Raw genomic sequence first — 15,797 nt, forward strand, 5'->3', positions numbered from 1 at the left:
TATATTAGCCCGTTTTTGAGCCCTGCATATATCATACTCATTATTCTTCCGGCAGCTTCTTTTATGCTGGGGATAATAGGGTATTTCATCTTTAAAAAAGTATGGACTATGGTTGTCGTCGTATTGATCCTGTCATTGATATTTATGTTTGTTGTGATAGGGGCAGAGCCAACATTTTTAATTTGGGTGTTTATCATGACGGGAGCCTGCCTTATCTCCGGTTCAATCACTAAGACTATAATGAATTTTACAAAGCGAAAATATTTAATGGAATAATCAAGAGTGTACATCAAAACCATAATCCCAAAAATCCCGCGACGAAAATTGCGGGATTTTTTCGTTTGTGTTTATTGTAGGAAAAGTTATAATATTACAAAAATAGTGATTAGAGGGAGGGGTAAGTGTGGACCAAGTTTTACCGTCGTCCCAAGTTGGTGTCAAGATCAATGAGTGGTACAAAATGATTCGCCAGTTCAGTGTTCCTGATGCTGAGGTTTTAAAGGCTGAAGTAGAACAGGAAATAGAGGAGATGGAAGAGGATCAGGATTTACTTGTTTTTTATTCATTGATGTGCTTTCGTCACCAATTGATGTTAGATTCCTTGGAGCCGGAAGACAGATATCGAGATCGCCCCACAGTCGACGAACTGCTTGAAAAAATAGAAAAGCCGCAAAAAAGACTTACAGGCCTCTTGAAGTATTACTCATTATTTTTTCGTGGAATGTATGAATTTGATCATAAAGAGTATGTTGAAGCGATAGGCTATTATCGCAAAGCAGAGAGAGAGTTGAGTGCTGTATCAGATGAAATGGAGCAAGCTGAATTTCATTACAAAATAGCTGATGCCTATTATCAAATTGATCAGCACTTTGTTTCCCTCAATCATTTGAAAAAAGCCAAGCAATTGTTTGAAAAAAATCAATTATACAAAGTAAAAGTGATTGGCTGTAATATGATGGTCGGTGCTAACATGTACGATATGTACAGGCTGACGGAGGCAGAATCATATTATCGGGAAGCATTAAGCATCGCCCGTGGGTTGAATGAGGAAAAAGTGAAAAGAATTATCGGAGTGATCTTTCATAACTTAGGCTTAGTTTATTTAAGAGGGGAAAATTTGCTTGCTGCTGAAGAGAATTTCAAAAAGGCAATAGACGTGAAAGAACATATTGATACAGTGTATGGTGTGAGATCATTATATATGATGGCAAATGTCCTGTACCAATGTGATAAAGCAAAGGAAGCGCGTTTCTTTTATGAAACGGCTTTAAATCGTGCTCGGACTTCTAATGAAGAAGAATATTTGGCTAAATTAAAAATCATTAATTCATTATACGAAGAATATAATGAAACAGAAGTGAAACAAAGCTTAGGTTACTTGGAAGAGAAACGCCTTTGGTCTGATTTCGCAGAACTAACCGAAAAATTAGGTGACTTTCATTTTGAGAAGAGAAACTATGCAGAGGGAAGAAACTTTTTAAAGAAAACCATACATGCCCAAACACAAATACTTAAGGTTACGGAGGCTATATAATGAAGAAACTTATAATCAGCTCCGCTTTAATCGGTATTCTTTTCACTGGATTATTAAGTGTGACAAATGTTTATACTGCTGAAATGAGTGACTCTGGAACTTTTTATATCGCTGAAAAAGCTATAAATATTTAAGTGTTCTTCAATTTTTGACCTCCACCTTTTAAGACTGGGGGATTTCTTTTTCTTATCCAGTAATCAACATACGCAGCCTCATAAGGTTCTTAACCGCTGCATGTATTGCGTTCACTTTTCCGTTTTGCTGTGAAGTGTTTTCTTGAACTATGCATGCATGAGAAAGACGCCATCCATTTTTAAGCCTTTCTTCAATAATTCAAGGAAAAACAAAGGAGTTATCGAGAAGATCTCGACAGATTGATAAACAGGCAGCATGCCTGTTTATTTTTTTGTTTGTTGGGCGACTTGGCTTGCATATAGCCGTCCTAAACGGAAGCGGAGATTGTGAAAAGCCACAGCTGGCGAGCGATGGCTGATCAAAAACTCGTGAAGGATCAGTGCAGTTTCATCTGAAGAACAGCCAGAGAGCGGTCACAACAGCGATCATAAAGTAATCTCCCTCATTCAGTTTAGTTCCATTTTTGACAAACACATGTGCCGTACGGTTTGTCTTTGTCCCTTTCGGGGTTTTAAGCGCAATGTTCTTCCCTATATTGTAATAAACAACTTTAAACAAATAATATGCCAGCGAACAGAATAAAAAGAGCAATATGAACTTGCCAATAAACAATATCATGTTTCATTACTCCTTTTGCAGTTTTTTCGTTTGAATATATTACGGAAAAGTCAGAATGTTATATAAAAGGAGAAGTGTTTTACAGAGGCTGGTGTTAAACATTAATGAATGGTCCGCGCAACATCCCCAGATCCGGAACAATTTCAAAACGAAAGAGAAGCCCGAGGATTAAAAAGCAGGCTCTATTTTGCCCGCTTTTCTTTAAAAATGTGATCCAAGATGAACATAAAGAGAGTGAATAAAAAGGACATCGTCATCATATCTATTAGAGATATATTAGAGGTTTCTTTTATTAGCAGCAGCCATACCACCTGCAAAACGAAAGAAATAGAAAAATAAGATATATATTTAATGCTCTTCATACCCATTTCCCCCTTTATTAGCCTAATTTCTCTTTTGTGATCTTATCCAAATGAGTAAAAAGGATATCCAAGCTCGAAAATAAGAAAGTTATGAACAATGAAAGAAGAATTTCTCCACCTTGAAATATAGCTATGTTCTCAATGATATGATTGGAAATGTATTTAATTGAGAAGTAAACAGCTGCCCATGCAAAAATGAATTCAAGGATATAGGCTGACCAAGCAGGTAGTTTAAAAACATGAGTCATTCCTTTTACAATTACCATTAGGATTAGCATATAAATGAAAGCTAAAATACTGACGACGACAGAAAATATGTATAAGTCTGAAAGTGAACCATATAGGATATATTCTCCGAAAAAATGATTTACAGTTATAGCTGCAAAATAAATAACTAGGCTGGGAACAGTTACAGCGAAGCACAGGGAGAATCCAACAAGCCCTATGAATGCTGCATGCGCTAAGTGATTGGGTGGTGTATCCACAATCTCCTTTTTTAATAGCATCATAAAAATAAGAGATGAAATAACAAGACAGCATAAGAGAGTGAGCAAAACAGTAAAAAAGACAGTCATGTGAAATCTCCAATGAAAAAGTGCTATTAGAGTGAATCTAACAGCACTTTGCATGATCATTTATGAATCAGTTTAAAATGTTTTCATTGCTAAAGTTGTCAAATGAGCGAGGTTTTTAGCCTGGCTGTCAGAAAGTCCGGACTTTTTAAGTGAAAGATAAAGATTCTTTTCCACGTCAGTCCAGCTTAAGGCGACATACTCGTTCAGCATTTTCTTTAAAACCGGTTCTATGTGTTCATTGAAAACAGATTCAAGTTCATTTCTTATTTTCTTTCCTGCTAATTTTTCAACAAGATTAAATAATTTTGTTTTATTTTTCAGCACCTCTCTGATTGCATCTTTAACTGGTTTTGACACAGATGCATCGCTTTGTGCTTTTAGTCCGTAGGAAAATTGTGTATCAGTCTGATAAAAAAATGATTTGGTCGTTCCAGTGGCATTGGCAGTATTATTATGATTTTCTTTAGCTAAGGATGCGGGGACAAAAGAAGTAGTTACAAGGGCTAAAGATGCGGCAAACAGAATGCCTTTAGCTGCGTGTCTAATGGGAAATCCTCCTTTAGAAATGTAGTGTAGAGAGAAATGAAAGACTATGTATTTAGGCGGGACCTATATTATCCGCTTTGAACATTTTTCCCTCTCAGATACCATTCTATCAATAGGTATTTTTTGGGTAAATAGGATTTTTATACAGTATTTTTCTCATCATCCAAAATCTTCTTTAGCAGAATTCATTTTAGCTGCAGTTTCGTGAAATAGAACATGGGCTGGAGCCTATATAACACATGTACAGGCTGATTGATGCGGAACGACATGATCGGAGCGGTTTTATCATTTAGGGTTAATTAAAAAAAATAAACAGGCATGCTGCCTGTTTATTTTTTTTTGCGTGAAAGAGCGAAGAAAAACGGGAAGGCGGAACCGGCCAATAACGTACCGAATAAAAACATGCCCCCGATGAACACGTGATAGTTCACTCCGCCGATCCAAAGCCCCGTGATTAAGGAAACGATGCTCAATGCGACCATCACAAAGCCGGGAATCAGGCGTTTCTTGCCCGTTGTCCGATAAGCAATAAGAGAACAGAAGATGCCGATGACAATCGGCACGATCCACAGATAAAAAAGGATAAATACTGACATAAGCAAAACTCCGATTTTTTCTTCTATCATACCAAAAACCCCCGGAAAAAGATACGAACGAGAGCCGGCGCCAAAAGAAAAAAACCGGCCCATATCGGCCGGTGTGTCTAACGGAAAGAATCGTAAATCACAAACAGATTAAGCGCGATCACCAAAACCGCAATCAGCCAGGCGAGAGCCGTCACCCATTTACGGTTCGTCAGGGCGCCCATCAGGCGTCTGTTGCTCGTAAACATAATCAGCGGCACGAGCGCAAAGGAGATGCCGAATGAAAGAACAACCTGGCTCCATACAAGCGCTTCTGTGGCGTTGACCCCTGAGATAATGATGGCCATCGGCGGAATAATGGTAATGAAACGCCGCAAATAAAGCGGGATACGGTAACGGATGAAGCCCTGCATGATAATGTCGCCTGACAATGTGCCGACAGAAGAGCTCGAAAGCCCTGCGGCCAGCAGCCCGATTCCGAAGAGAGCGGCTGATGCCGGTCCGATATAGTGCCCGAATTGCTGATAAGCCACGTCTAAATCTTTTACATACAGCCCGTTCTTGAAGAAAAGCGCCGCCGCTACAATCAGCATGCTTGCGTTAATCGCCCCTGCGATCACCATCGCGATGAGAATGTCAATCGTCTCGAATTTAAAAATCTTTTTCCGCTCGCTATCCGTTTTTCCGACGACACGGCGCTGTGTCAGTGCAGAATGTAAGTAAATGGCGTGCGGCATCACGGTTGCGCCGAGTATCCCTGTTGCCAGAAGCACACTGTCCATTCCGTCAATTTTCGGGATAAACAGCCCTTCGAGAACGGAAGCGGCGTCAGGCTTGGCGAAGAAGGTTTGCAGAGCGAAGGCGATCACCACCACAAACAGAAGTCCGGCAATGCCCGCTTCCAGCGCCCGGTAACCGCGGCGCTGCAGCTCTAAAATCGCGAATGAGCCGATCGCCGCGATAATGGCCGCTTCCATCATCGGTATGCCGAACAGCAGATTGAGCCCGAGGGCCGCTCCGATAAACTCAGCCAGATCAGTCGCCATAATCACCAATTCACCCTGTATCCACAACCCGGCGGATACCCATTTCGGATACCGGTCTCTGGCGATTTCCGGCAGGTTTTTACCCGTGGCGATGCCGAGCTTCGCGGAAAGAACTTGAATTAAAAAAGCCATCAAGTTTGAAAAGAGGATGACCCACAACAGCATATACCCGAATTTCGAACCAGCTGAGATATTCGTAGCGAAGTTTCCCGGATCAATGTAGGCAATCGCCGCGATAAATGCGGGACCTAAAAAAGGCAGAAGCCGCTTGAATCCCTTGCTTTTGCCGTCAAGTGCATCCTGAACGGCTTTTGCATGCAGTGATTGTGCTGAGATGTCTTTGCTCATTATGTCTCACCTAAATTCCGATAGATTTTTAGCTAAATAACAAAAAGTTTCCTAGACGCAAATTATTTTATCTACATCATAAATCCGCTATTATGAGATGTCAAGCTCTTTATGTTCAATAAACCAGTACATTTATGCCCTGTTTTATCTATGATATGTATCCCGCCCGAGAAAGGTCATAAAATGAAAAAGACATCGTATTCGGAAAGAAACGAGGCCGTTCTCAACGATGTTTCCGCACGGGTTCTCCATTTTAAAAAGGGTGAAAGAGTACACTGTCCCATAAATCGTCAGAACCTTCCGTCCGCCAGCACAGATTTGAAAAAAGACGGCACATTTCCTCCATTTTGCCGGGTAAATGGAATAATAATGAATCTTTCCATCGGAAGATAAAACCTTTCTGTACCAATCAAATGACCTCCGGCAAAACGCCGGACGCTCTGAATAAATGTTTGAATCAACGATATATCAGTGATTCCAGTCCAATAAAGCGCTGTTATTTATCAAAAAAAGAATCGGCATGGTCACTTGCGAAGAAAAGAAGTTGGAGCATTAGACTTATTTCAGTCTTCCGGGCGAAAACGTATAATAACCTCAGGAAAGCTTTCCAGACATATGATAAAAGAGGGGGAATTTTCTTGGTACGTCGTTTGTCGATCTTTTCTTTAGCCATGATTTTTGTTGTTTCTTTATTCGCTTTTGGCGGCTCTGCATCAGCTGCAACTTTTACACCTAAAGCTGAACCGGACGTTTCCATTTTAGCCAGCGGGGGCACAGTCGGAATTTACGGAGCTAATATGCGCTCATGCTCTAAGGTCAGCTGTTCAACAATTACAACATTCTCAAGCGGTAAAAAAATTACAGGTTCTTGGGTGACTGGAGAATATGTTCAGGGCCACTACACCAACTCTGATAAATGGCTGAAAGTCACCTATGCAGGAGCGACAGGCTACGTGTCAGTCACCACTCTTTCTTATTATTACGGTCTATAATCAGAAAACCCCGTTCTCTTTAGAGCGGGGTTTTTTCATGTATTCCGGATCAATTTCCGCGCTTCGTTTCATCATCGTGTTTCATCAGCTGATCGATTTCTTCCTTAGAGGCATTTTCTTTCCACTCTTTCGCCTGACTTGTCGCAATGGGAATGGCCCGTCCTTCTTCATAACCCTCATCCACCATCGCATTCGCGATTTCGATCGCTTTTTTCTTCACAGGTTCCTCGAGATTCTTCAATGATTGCGGATAATCCTTCATTGACCAAGGCATGTCTATCACTCCTTTATAAAAAGTGTTTCCCGACTGAAGAAAAAGAAAACCGCCTCATCAAAAAGAATGACAGCCATTTTTACGAGAGACCAGCAATTTCCAAATAAAATATAAAGGATAAAGAAGCAAGTACAGATTGAATGCCCACCACATAAGATCAAAATCATCGATAAATACCCAAAAGGCAATCGCTTGCAGGCCTGAACAAAAGGTCAGCACAAGTGATATTAATGCGAAAGGGCGCCATAACGCATGTTTCCGTTTATAAAGAAACAAGCTGTACAGCCCAGTTATCGATATGAAAATATCTAAGGGAAAGAATGACCAGTTCCAGGCCATGATCATGGCGTTATCATAATCTTTAAACACCATGTTTTTTGGAATCCACTCAAAAAAAGTAACAATCCAATAAATGATAAATCCAATATCTGTAATGAGGAAGAGAACCTTTAAGCCTTTCATCATCTGTTTCTGTCCGTATGAACGCTGATGCCGTTTGATGACGTTTCACTTTCAGAAATAAAGTTTAAGGAAACGACACCGATGATGATCAGAAGAACAGAGACAGCTTTTATGACAGAGAACTGTTCATGGAAGAAAAAAATTCCGATCACGGAAATCAGTACGATCCCCATTCCCGACCAGACCGCATACGCGATGGAGACACTTATATATTTCAAAGTCAAAGTAAGAAAACATAGGCTGCCGATATAAAACAATAATAATAAAATACTGGGGACAAGTTTTGTAAAACCATTTGATAATTTCATGCTGACCGTACCCAATACTTCAAAAATGATCGCTAAACTCAAATAAATCCAATGCATTCAACATTCTCCTTCATTCGTATTATTCAAAATTATACAATATATAGAATTTAAAGAAAATTAAACAATGGAATGTTTTCCCCAGGTCGGGTAAGAAAACACCATAAAGGTATACTATGAAGAAAGAATTCAGAAGGGACGTGCAGGACGGGTGACAGAAGAGCGGACAGACCTGGAAAGACAATTGAGAGACATTCAAAAATGGGAAAAGGCGCAGCAGAGGGTGATGTTCTGGCAAACATTCACCCGCTTGCCGTTTCAGCTTTTGGACAAGCTGACACCGCAATTTATTCAGCGGAAAATCGGACGCATACTCGATGAAACGGGAACGTTTATTCAGTCAGGCGGACAGTATCTCACATCAGAAAAGCGCATCATGAAAAAGTTTCAGAAACAGCTGCCGCACGGTACATGTCAAACGCTTCACGACATTCGCAATGCGCCGCTTGCCGTCATGGACGAAATCGCAGAAGCCATGGCGCGCACAAGTGTAAAGGCCGCGACGGTGCAGGGAGCCGCAACGGGAGTCGGAGGTGTGTTTACGCTTGCGGCAGACATCCCGGCGATGCTCGGTCTGTCTTTAAAGACACTGCAGGATATCGCGATTGCCTACGGCTTTGACCCAAAAGACAAAAAAGAACGCGTGTTTATCGTCAAATTGCTTCAGCTGGTATCGAGTGACGTCATCGGAAAAAAAGCGATCCTGCAGGATTTACGGCAATATGATCAAAACGACCGCACCTATCAGCGCGTCGCCTCGCAGATACAGGGCTGGCGGGAAGTCGTTTACAGCTACCGCGATACGTTCGCCGCGAAAAAACTGCTGCAAATGGTTCCGGCCGCAGGCATCATCTTCGGCGCATCCGCCAACCGTTCAGCTTTAGAAAGCATCGCGGAAACAGGCATCATGCTTTATAAAAAGCGCCGGATTCTAAGCCGCCTGAAGGATGCAGAATGATAAAAAACCACCCGAAAACACATTCAATGTGTTTTCTTTGTTTAGCAGTTCTGAAATCGGGAAACCAACAACCAACACCAATTAAAGGAGGAATTCAAAAATGGCACAAGATAATAACAAAATGAGCAGAGAAGAAGCAGGTAAAAAAGGCGGAGAAGCTACAAGCAACAACCATGACAAAGAATTCTATCAGGAAATTGGTCAAAAAGGCGGAGAAGCCACAAGCAAAAATCACGACAAAGAATTCTATCAGGAAATCGGTGAAAAAGGCGGAGAAGCCACAAGCAAAAATCACGACAAAGAATTCTATCAGGAAATCGGTGAAAAAGGCGGAGAAGCCACAAGCAATAACCATGACAAGGAATTCTATCAGGAAATCGGCCAAAAAGGCGGAGAAGCTACAAGCAAAAATCATGACAAAGAGTTTTATAAAGAAATCGGCCAAAAAGGCGGAAACAGACGAAGCAGCTAATAAAAGCATAAAAGGCAGACAACTTGCAGATCAAAAGCGATCCGGCGCATCAGCTGGATCGCTTTTGGTTTTGGGAAAATCTTGATCTGGGCCGGCGTTGCAGTACAATAAATGAAAAAAGGAGTTTTCACTCGTGTCTGAAATGCAACATTTACTCGCCATCGCCAATAAAGTCAAAGAAAAACACGACAATTTTTCAATCGCGGAGATCAATGACCACTGTGTGCGCCTTGCAGTGTTTACGGGAGAATATGACTGGCACCATCACCCTGACTCAGATGAATGGTTCATCGTTCTTGAAGGTGAGCTGCTGATCGATTTTAAGGACAAAGAAACTGCAGTGCTCAAAGCAAATGACAGCCTGCTCATCCCGGAAGGCACGATTCACCGTACACGTTCTTACGTCAGAACCGTGAATCTTTGTGTCGAGCATACGCATGCGAAAACAGTCATCACAGAGGAACTGCCATGCTGATCAAAAAGATTGTATGTGAAACAGACGCTGCAAACGCTGAAGCATTTGCGCAAGCACAGTCACGGTGGGGAGCATTATCACGTGTAAATGGCTTCGTCAAACAGGCCGGCGGCTGGCGGAAAAACGCAAACGGTCTGTTCATCGCAGAGATCATCAGCGTTTGGGAGAACAGACAGGCCTATGATCATTTTATGGAGAACGAACATGACCGCATATACGAAGAAAACGAACAGAAGGCTGCGATTCTTTCAATAGAAGTGATGCTGTACGAAGAGGATGAACCTTTCATTCACGAGCTGTTACATCACCCGGACATCCGATACGAACCGGATTGGACAGTTGTGCGCACATAAAAAAAGCCCCTTTAGAGGGCTTTTTTATTTTCGTCCGGGAAGCGTGTTGTGGACATAAGGCGGGACGGGGTCCAGCTTCGCTATTTCGCCGTGCGCTTTCGGTTCCTTTTCGTATTCAAAAGGTTCGCCGTCCGGCGCTTTGTCTTTCAGCCAATTTTGTTCAGCGCTTTCTGCTCCATCTGAGAAATGGATAAGTTTATGCGAGAATGACTGCTTTTCCAGCGCCTTCGGGAAAGTGGAAGGAACGATCGGGCCTTCCTGTGCTTCTAATTCTTTAATTGCCGCAAGCCATTGGTTTTGATGCATGGTGTCGCGGGCCAATAAAAAGCTGAGCATATCTTTCACGCCTTTATCATCGGTCATTTCATACAGGCGTGCGACTTGAAGCCTTCCTTGTGATTCGGCGTTCAAATTGGCGCGGAAGTCTGCCAGCAGGTTTCCGCTTGCGACGATATAGCCTGCGCTCCACGGAACGCCCGTGCTGCTCTCCGGCATGGCGCCCAGTCCTGAGACGATCGCATGATGCGGATTCATGCCGCCTAAAATGGACCCGATGACCGGATCATCAGCCGCTTTTTCCTGCTCCGCCAGCGGGGCATCTTCTAACAGTCTCGCAATCATTGTCGCGATCATTTCGACATGGCCGATTTCTTCCGTCGCGGTATCCATCAGGAGATCTTTATATTTTTCATTGCCCCGTGTATTCCAGCCTTGAAATAAATATTGCATGGCGACGGATATTTCCCCGTATTGTCCGCCCAAGATTTCCTGCATCTTTTTTGCGAACAGCGGGTCAGGACGATCCGGTTTAGCCGGATGCTGCAGTTTTTTCGTATGTGTAAACATGTCTCCATCTCCTTTTTTATTTGTCCCTATTTACTTCCCCATCAGGAAACGGGATGAAACGGAGATGGGCGTATTGGTCCTGCTAAGGATCGCGCCGCAAAGATAACAAATCTTGCACAAGCCCGCGGCCGATCACCTGCTCATATTGTCCGTAAACCGGATCGAGGCGCTTCATCCATTTTTTCTTTTCCGCTTTCGTCAGCACGTGAATATTGATGGATGAATTTTTCTTGATTTCTTCAAGCTGGTCTTTATTCATTTTCTCAGCGGAGGCTTCGTTCCATTCCGTTGTTTCTTTCATCGCCTCCGTTAAGATGGTTCGCGTTTTTTCCGTCTGTGAATTCCAGAAATGTTCGTCGGTCATCACGGCATAACCGAGGTATCCGTGATTGCTGATTGTCAAATAATCTTGAACATTATAAAATTTTTTAGAATAGATATTTGAAATCGTATTTTCCTCTCCGTCTACGAGATGGCTTTCCAAGAGCTGAAACGTGGAATTAAAGGAATCCTGCCGCGGGTGCGCGCCGAGCAGGCGGAATTGGTCTTCGATCACGCTGCTCGGCATGATCCTGAGCGCCTGTCCTTTCAAGTCATCCGGAGTGAAGATCGGCCCTTTATTTGACGTGAGCTGCTTAAATCCGTTCGTCCAGTATGCCAGACCTTTCAAATGATGCTTTTCTAAAGAAGCGAACAGGCGAGTCCCGATTTTGCCGTTTAGGCCTTCTTGTACGGCTTTATAGTTTGTAAACGCGTACGGCAGATCCAAAACACCCCATTCGGGCGACAGTGATCCGAGTTTTGAGGTGGAGGGAGCGATGAATTGCACGTCCCCGTTTTGGAGGGCGTTTATTTCTTCATTATCTGAATAGAGGCTCCCGTTTGGAAACACCTCTACTTTAATGGTCCCGCCGGACTTTTGATAGACCAGATCGGCGAATTTATTCGCCGCCCGCCCTTTAGGCGTGTTTTCAGCAACGACATGGCTGAATTTGAACACCATTTGATCTTTCAGGCCTTCCTGTTCGTCATCATAATACGGTTCATCCGTTGGGAAACGATCATGAAAGCCGATGAATAAAGCGGTTCCGATACCGAGTACCATCAGGCTGAGACACGTCAGCAAGCTTTTCATCGAAAACCCCCTCCGCCATTTTCTATAACAAGCATAATCGGGCGGGCCGTTTTCGTAAAGAGACGGAAAGGAAGAGGCCAATGACGAAAAAAAAGCTCACCATCCGCTGGAAAATCACCATACTTTCTTATATCGTCGTGCTTTTTACCTTTTTGATCGTCGGCATCGTGCTGATCGGAAATATTCAGCATACAGAGGAGCGCGAGCTGAAAAAACGGCTGATGAATACGGCGCGGACGGTATCTGAGATGACCGATGTCAAACGCGCTCTGGAGCAGAAAAAGCAGAGGGAAGACGTGCGCCATGCGGTCGAAGAAATAAGGATCATCAATGAAGCGGACTACATCGTCGTCATGGATATGGACCATATCCGTTATTCACATCCCGTCAGCACGCTGATCGGAAAGCGTTCAAGGGGTGAGGACGAAGCTGCGGCGTTTGCCGAGCACATTTATTTTTCCGAAGCAAAGGGAGAAATCGGCACCGCCGTCCGCGCTTTTTATCCGATAAAAGATCGGGATCTGAATCAGATCGGTGTCGTCCTTGCCGGTAAAACGCTGCCCGGCTTTGGTGAAATTCTTCTTCAGCTGAAACATGACATTCTCTTTATCGTGCTGCTGGCGCTCGGTTTCGGACTGGCCGGCTCCTTTTTGCTGGCACGCCACATCAAAAAACAGATGTTTTGGCTGGAGCCCCATGAGATCGTAAGAATGTATGAAGAACGGACCGCTACGTTTCACTCGATGAATGAAGGTGTCATCGCCATTGATAACCAGCATCACATCACCATTTTTAATGAAAAAGCGAAGCAGATATTCAATGTCAGACAAGAGACCGATGGCAGGCTGATCTGGGACGTGTTAAAAGATTCGCGGCTCCCGGAGATCGTCGAGCGGAACCAGGCTGTATATAACGAAGAAATTCAAGTCAGCGGAAAGGTGATCATGAGCAGCAGAATTCCGATCGTCATGAAAAAGAAGGTCATCGGCGCCGTCGCCATATTCCAGGACAGGACGGAAGCGGCGAAAATGGCTGAAGAACTGACAGGCGTGAAAAATTTTGTCGATGCGCTCAGAGTCCAAAACCACGAACACATGAACAAGCTTCACACCATCGCGGGACTGATTCAGCTCGGAAAATCAGAAAAAGCGCTCCAGCTTGCTTTCAAGGCATCATCAGAACAGGAAAGCGTCACGGAATTCCTTCATCAGGCCATTCAGAATGACGCCGCGGCGGGGCTTCTGTTAAGCAAAATCAAAAGAGGCAAAGAGCTCGGCATTTCTGTGAAAATTGATGAAAACAGCAGCTTTTCCCACTTTCCGGTGCATGTGGACCAGCATGACATCGTCGTCCTGCTCGGCAATTTAATCGAAAACGCGTTCGGCGCATTCGAAACAGCCGACACGGAGGACAAACACATTGACATCAGTATCGAGCAAAATGAAGAAGTGCTTGCGATATTAATAGAAGACAATGGAAGCGGGATTTCCGATCAGCATATCCCGCACATTTATGAAAAAGGGTTTACCGTCAATAAAACGGGCGGCACGGGATATGGCTTGTACCTCGTCAAACAGATCGTCGACAAAGGGATGGGCATCATTGAAGTCGACACACGGCAGGGACAGGGAACGGCATTTTCTATTTTATTTCCAATGAAGGGGGAGGAATCGATAGATGGACATCAAGGTGCTGCTTATTGAAGATGATCCGATGGTGCAGGAGGTGAATAAAGAATTTATCACCGGCGTTTCAGGTTTCAGCGTCATCGCCACGGCGGCTGACGGAGACGAGGGAATCAGGCTTATAAAAGATCTTCGGCCCGAACTCGTGGTATTAGACGTGTACATGCCGAAAAAAGACGGAATTAAAACGCTTCAGGAAATCAGAAAACAAAAGCTCGAAGTGGACGTCATAATCGTCTCGGCTGCAAAAGATAAAGAAACGATCCAGCTTATGCTGCAAAACGGCGCGGCCGACTATATTTTGAAGCCGTTTAAGCTGGAGCGGATGAGACAGGCGCTCGAAAACTTTAAACAATATAAACGGAAAATGGAACAGCATGACACCATGTCGCAAGATCAGCTTGACGCGCTGCTTAAAATTCCGCAAAATCCGTCCCGGGATCTGCCGAAAGGGTTAAACCATTTTACGATGAATGAAATTATAACCTATATGAAACGGCAGACGGAGCCGCTTTCAGCTGAAGAAGCCGCCAAAGCGCTCGGAATCGCCAGAGTGACGGCGCGGCGCTATCTTGATTTTCTTGAGAAAGACGGTCAGATTAAGCTCGACATTCAGTACGGGGGAGTGGGCCGGCCGGTTAACCGCTATAAATTCGTCCGTTAGCCGAGACCAAAAAGACCAAAATGTCCGTTATGATCATAAGCTTCCCCTCTTCGTTTGAAAACGCTATCATTTCAGCATAGACACAGCAAGAGGCAAGGGGGAGCAGGGATGAAAATATTCAAAAATCTCACGGTGCAAGTCATCACGGCGGTCATCATCGGCGTCATCGTCGGACTTGTATGGCCTGAGGCCGGGAAACAGATGAAACCGCTCGGCGATACATTTATCAATGCGGTAAAAATGATAATCGCACCGATCATATTCCTGACGATCGTGCTTGGCATCGCCAAGATGGGAGATATGAAAAAAGTCGGCAAAGTCGGGGGAAAAGCATTTATTTATTTTGAAGTCGTGACCACCATCGCCCTTATTATCGGACTTCTGGTCGTCAATATCATGAAACCCGGTGAGGGGCTTGATTACAGCAAGCTTGAAAAAGGGGATGTCTCTCAGTATACGCAAAACGGGGGACAGGGAATTGATTGGATTGAATTTATCACTCACATCGTTCCGTCAAACATGGTTGACGCTTTTGCGAAAGGTGACATTCTGCAGGTCCTATTCTTTTCTGTTTTATTCGGAGTCGGCTTGGCGGCGCTCGGTGAAAGAGGCAAAAGCATTATTGATTTCTTCGATAAACTGTCGCACGTCTTTTTCAAGATCATCGGCTACATCATGCGTGCGGCGCCGATCGGCGCATTTGGGGCCATGGCCTATACGATCGGGCACTTCGGACTTGATTCCATCAAGCCGCTGGCGAGTCTGATGCTGTCTGTATACGTTACAATGTTCCTGTTTGTATTTGTCGCTTTGAATATCATTTGCAAGCTTTTCGGTTTCAGTTTGTGGAACTATCTCCGGTTTATTAAAGATGAACTGCTCATCGTTCTCGGCACAAGCTCTTCTGAGTCCGTCCTGCCGCGGATGATGGATAAAATGGAGCGCTACGGCTGCTCCAAATCGGTTGTCGGTCTTGTCATTCCGACGGGGTATTCCTTTAATCTGGACGGCACCTCGATTTATCTTTCCATGGCTACGGTTTTTCTGGCGCAGGTGTTCGGCGTTGACCTTACCATCGGTCAGCAGGTTACGATCATTCTCGTGTTAATGCTGACATCAAAAGGCGCGGCGGGCGTAACCGGAAGCGGATTTATCGTGCTCGCCTCCACTTTGTCGGCGCTCCAGGTGATCCCGCTGGAGGGGCTTGCGCTGCTCCTCGGTGTTGACCGCTTTATGAGTGAAGGAAGAGCGATCGTCAATCTGATCGGAAACGGAATCGCCACGATCATCGTAGCCAAGAGCGAAAATGAGTTTGACGAAGCAAAAAGCACACAGGCCGTAAAAGAAATGAAAACGGCGGTATAAAAT

General features: G+C 44.0%; 21 protein-coding genes and 1 pseudogene. 11 read left to right on the forward strand and 11 right to left on the reverse strand.

Features of this window, described 5'->3' with window-relative positions; all coding sequences use genetic code 11:
* Window positions 1–63: 63 nt before the first annotated feature.
* From ABDB98_RS02235 to ABDB98_RS02245, 3 genes are all read left to right on the forward strand, one after another.
* The gene (locus tag ABDB98_RS02235; RefSeq protein ID WP_438421227.1) at window positions 64–276 is read left to right on the forward strand and encodes a DUF2651 family protein; all 213 of its coding nucleotides are present in this window, start codon (window positions 64–66) and stop codon (window positions 274–276) included.
* Between the two features lie 127 nt (window positions 277–403).
* Window positions 404–1,534: a tetratricopeptide repeat protein gene (locus ABDB98_RS02240; RefSeq protein ID WP_438421228.1), complete on the forward strand. Its 1,131-nt coding sequence runs from the start codon at window positions 404–406 to the stop codon at window positions 1,532–1,534.
* Window positions 1,534–1,668, forward strand: a complete 135-nt coding sequence (locus ABDB98_RS02245; protein WP_254922222.1) for a hypothetical protein — start codon at window positions 1,534–1,536, stop codon at window positions 1,666–1,668. The genes ABDB98_RS02240 and ABDB98_RS02245 overlap by 1 nt, the downstream gene beginning before the upstream one ends.
* A 388-nt stretch (window positions 1,669–2,056) precedes the next feature.
* Here ABDB98_RS02245 and ABDB98_RS02250 read toward each other — a convergent pair whose 3' ends face one another.
* From ABDB98_RS02250 to ABDB98_RS02275, 6 genes are all read right to left on the reverse strand, one after another.
* Window positions 2,057–2,287: a hypothetical protein gene (locus ABDB98_RS02250; protein ID WP_438421230.1), complete on the reverse strand. Its 231-nt coding sequence runs from the start codon at window positions 2,285–2,287 to the stop codon at window positions 2,057–2,059.
* Between the two features lie 182 nt (window positions 2,288–2,469).
* Window positions 2,470–2,649, reverse strand: a complete 180-nt coding sequence (locus tag ABDB98_RS02255; RefSeq protein ID WP_438421231.1) for a hypothetical protein — start codon at window positions 2,647–2,649, stop codon at window positions 2,470–2,472.
* Window positions 2,650–2,666: 17 nt separating this feature from the next.
* The gene (locus ABDB98_RS02260) at window positions 2,667–3,224 is read right to left on the reverse strand and encodes a hypothetical protein (protein WP_438421232.1); all 558 of its coding nucleotides are present in this window, start codon (window positions 3,222–3,224) and stop codon (window positions 2,667–2,669) included.
* Between the two features lie 72 nt (window positions 3,225–3,296).
* Complete coding sequence (locus ABDB98_RS02265; protein WP_060963565.1) at window positions 3,297–3,581, reverse strand: hypothetical protein; 285 nt, start codon at window positions 3,579–3,581, stop codon at window positions 3,297–3,299.
* 518 nt (window positions 3,582–4,099) lie between these two features.
* On the reverse strand, window positions 4,100–4,366 hold the full coding sequence (locus ABDB98_RS02270; RefSeq protein ID WP_029575267.1) for a hypothetical protein: 267 nt from the start codon (window positions 4,364–4,366) through the stop codon (window positions 4,100–4,102).
* 107 nt (window positions 4,367–4,473) lie between these two features.
* The gene (locus ABDB98_RS02275) at window positions 4,474–5,751 is read right to left on the reverse strand and encodes an Nramp family divalent metal transporter (RefSeq protein ID WP_438422097.1); all 1,278 of its coding nucleotides are present in this window, start codon (window positions 5,749–5,751) and stop codon (window positions 4,474–4,476) included.
* A gap of 635 nt (window positions 5,752–6,386) precedes the next feature.
* Here ABDB98_RS02275 and ABDB98_RS02280 point away from each other — a divergent pair.
* Window positions 6,387–6,740 (forward strand): SH3 domain-containing protein, encoded by a 354-nt coding sequence (locus ABDB98_RS02280; protein WP_438421233.1) that lies wholly within the window; start codon window positions 6,387–6,389, stop codon window positions 6,738–6,740.
* A gap of 58 nt (window positions 6,741–6,798) precedes the next feature.
* Here the strand turns inward: ABDB98_RS02280 and ABDB98_RS02285 are convergent.
* From ABDB98_RS02285 to ABDB98_RS02295, 3 genes and pseudogenes are all read right to left on the reverse strand, one after another.
* Window positions 6,799–7,014: pseudogene (locus tag ABDB98_RS02285) on the reverse strand (DUF2188 domain-containing protein); the annotation flags it as partial.
* A 57-nt stretch (window positions 7,015–7,071) separates the two neighbouring features.
* On the reverse strand, window positions 7,072–7,479 hold the full coding sequence (locus tag ABDB98_RS02290) for a DUF5360 family protein (protein WP_438421234.1): 408 nt from the start codon (window positions 7,477–7,479) through the stop codon (window positions 7,072–7,074).
* Window positions 7,476–7,841 (reverse strand): DMT family transporter, encoded by a 366-nt coding sequence (locus tag ABDB98_RS02295; RefSeq protein ID WP_438421235.1) that lies wholly within the window; start codon window positions 7,839–7,841, stop codon window positions 7,476–7,478. Before ABDB98_RS02295 ends, ABDB98_RS02290 begins: the two co-directional genes overlap by 4 nt.
* A 151-nt stretch (window positions 7,842–7,992) precedes the next feature.
* Between ABDB98_RS02295 and ABDB98_RS02300 the strand changes: the two genes are divergently transcribed.
* The 4 genes from ABDB98_RS02300 (at window position 7,993) to ABDB98_RS02315 (ending at window position 10,099) form a co-directional block, all read left to right on the forward strand.
* The gene (locus ABDB98_RS02300) at window positions 7,993–8,799 is read left to right on the forward strand and encodes an EcsC family protein (RefSeq protein WP_438421236.1); all 807 of its coding nucleotides are present in this window, start codon (window positions 7,993–7,995) and stop codon (window positions 8,797–8,799) included.
* A 100-nt stretch (window positions 8,800–8,899) separates the two neighbouring features.
* Window positions 8,900–9,271, forward strand: coding sequence for a glucose starvation-inducible protein GsiB (gene gsiB, locus ABDB98_RS02305; RefSeq protein ID WP_003156229.1), 372 nt, complete (start codon window positions 8,900–8,902; stop codon window positions 9,269–9,271).
* A 133-nt stretch (window positions 9,272–9,404) separates the two neighbouring features.
* On the forward strand, window positions 9,405–9,746 hold the full coding sequence (locus ABDB98_RS02310; protein ID WP_438421237.1) for a cupin domain-containing protein: 342 nt from the start codon (window positions 9,405–9,407) through the stop codon (window positions 9,744–9,746).
* Window positions 9,740–10,099 carry a DUF4937 domain-containing protein gene (locus ABDB98_RS02315; RefSeq protein WP_438421238.1) on the forward strand — a complete coding sequence of 120 codons (360 nt, stop codon included), beginning with the start codon at window positions 9,740–9,742 and terminating at the stop codon, window positions 10,097–10,099. Before ABDB98_RS02310 ends, ABDB98_RS02315 begins: the two co-directional genes overlap by 7 nt.
* A gap of 24 nt (window positions 10,100–10,123) precedes the next feature.
* Here ABDB98_RS02315 and ABDB98_RS02320 read toward each other — a convergent pair whose 3' ends face one another.
* Complete coding sequence (locus ABDB98_RS02320) at window positions 10,124–10,945, reverse strand: manganese catalase family protein (RefSeq protein ID WP_438421239.1); 822 nt, start codon at window positions 10,943–10,945, stop codon at window positions 10,124–10,126.
* An 82-nt stretch (window positions 10,946–11,027) separates the two neighbouring features.
* Window positions 11,028–12,080, reverse strand: a complete 1,053-nt coding sequence (locus ABDB98_RS02325) for a TRAP transporter substrate-binding protein (RefSeq protein ID WP_438421240.1) — start codon at window positions 12,078–12,080, stop codon at window positions 11,028–11,030.
* Window positions 12,081–12,160: 80 nt separating this feature from the next.
* Between ABDB98_RS02325 and ABDB98_RS02330 the strand changes: the two genes are divergently transcribed.
* The 3 genes from ABDB98_RS02330 to dctP all read left to right on the forward strand — a co-directional run bounded on the left by ABDB98_RS02330 (window position 12,161) and on the right by dctP (window position 15,794).
* A complete protein-coding gene (locus tag ABDB98_RS02330) occupies window positions 12,161–13,783 on the forward strand; it encodes an ATP-binding protein (protein WP_438421241.1) in 1,623 nt (540 codons plus the stop codon).
* Window positions 13,758–14,429 carry a response regulator gene (locus ABDB98_RS02335; protein ID WP_016937189.1) on the forward strand — a complete coding sequence of 224 codons (672 nt, stop codon included), beginning with the start codon at window positions 13,758–13,760 and terminating at the stop codon, window positions 14,427–14,429. Before ABDB98_RS02330 ends, ABDB98_RS02335 begins: the two co-directional genes overlap by 26 nt.
* A 108-nt stretch (window positions 14,430–14,537) precedes the next feature.
* Window positions 14,538–15,794: a C4-dicarboxylate transporter DctP gene (gene dctP / locus ABDB98_RS02340; RefSeq protein ID WP_012116859.1), complete on the forward strand. Its 1,257-nt coding sequence runs from the start codon at window positions 14,538–14,540 to the stop codon at window positions 15,792–15,794.
* The last annotated feature ends 3 nt before the right edge of the window (window positions 15,795–15,797 follow it).

The sequence above is a fragment of the Bacillus siamensis genome (assembly GCF_051628075.1).
In the GTDB taxonomy this organism is placed as follows: Bacteria; Bacillota; Bacilli; order Bacillales; family Bacillaceae; genus Bacillus; species Bacillus siamensis.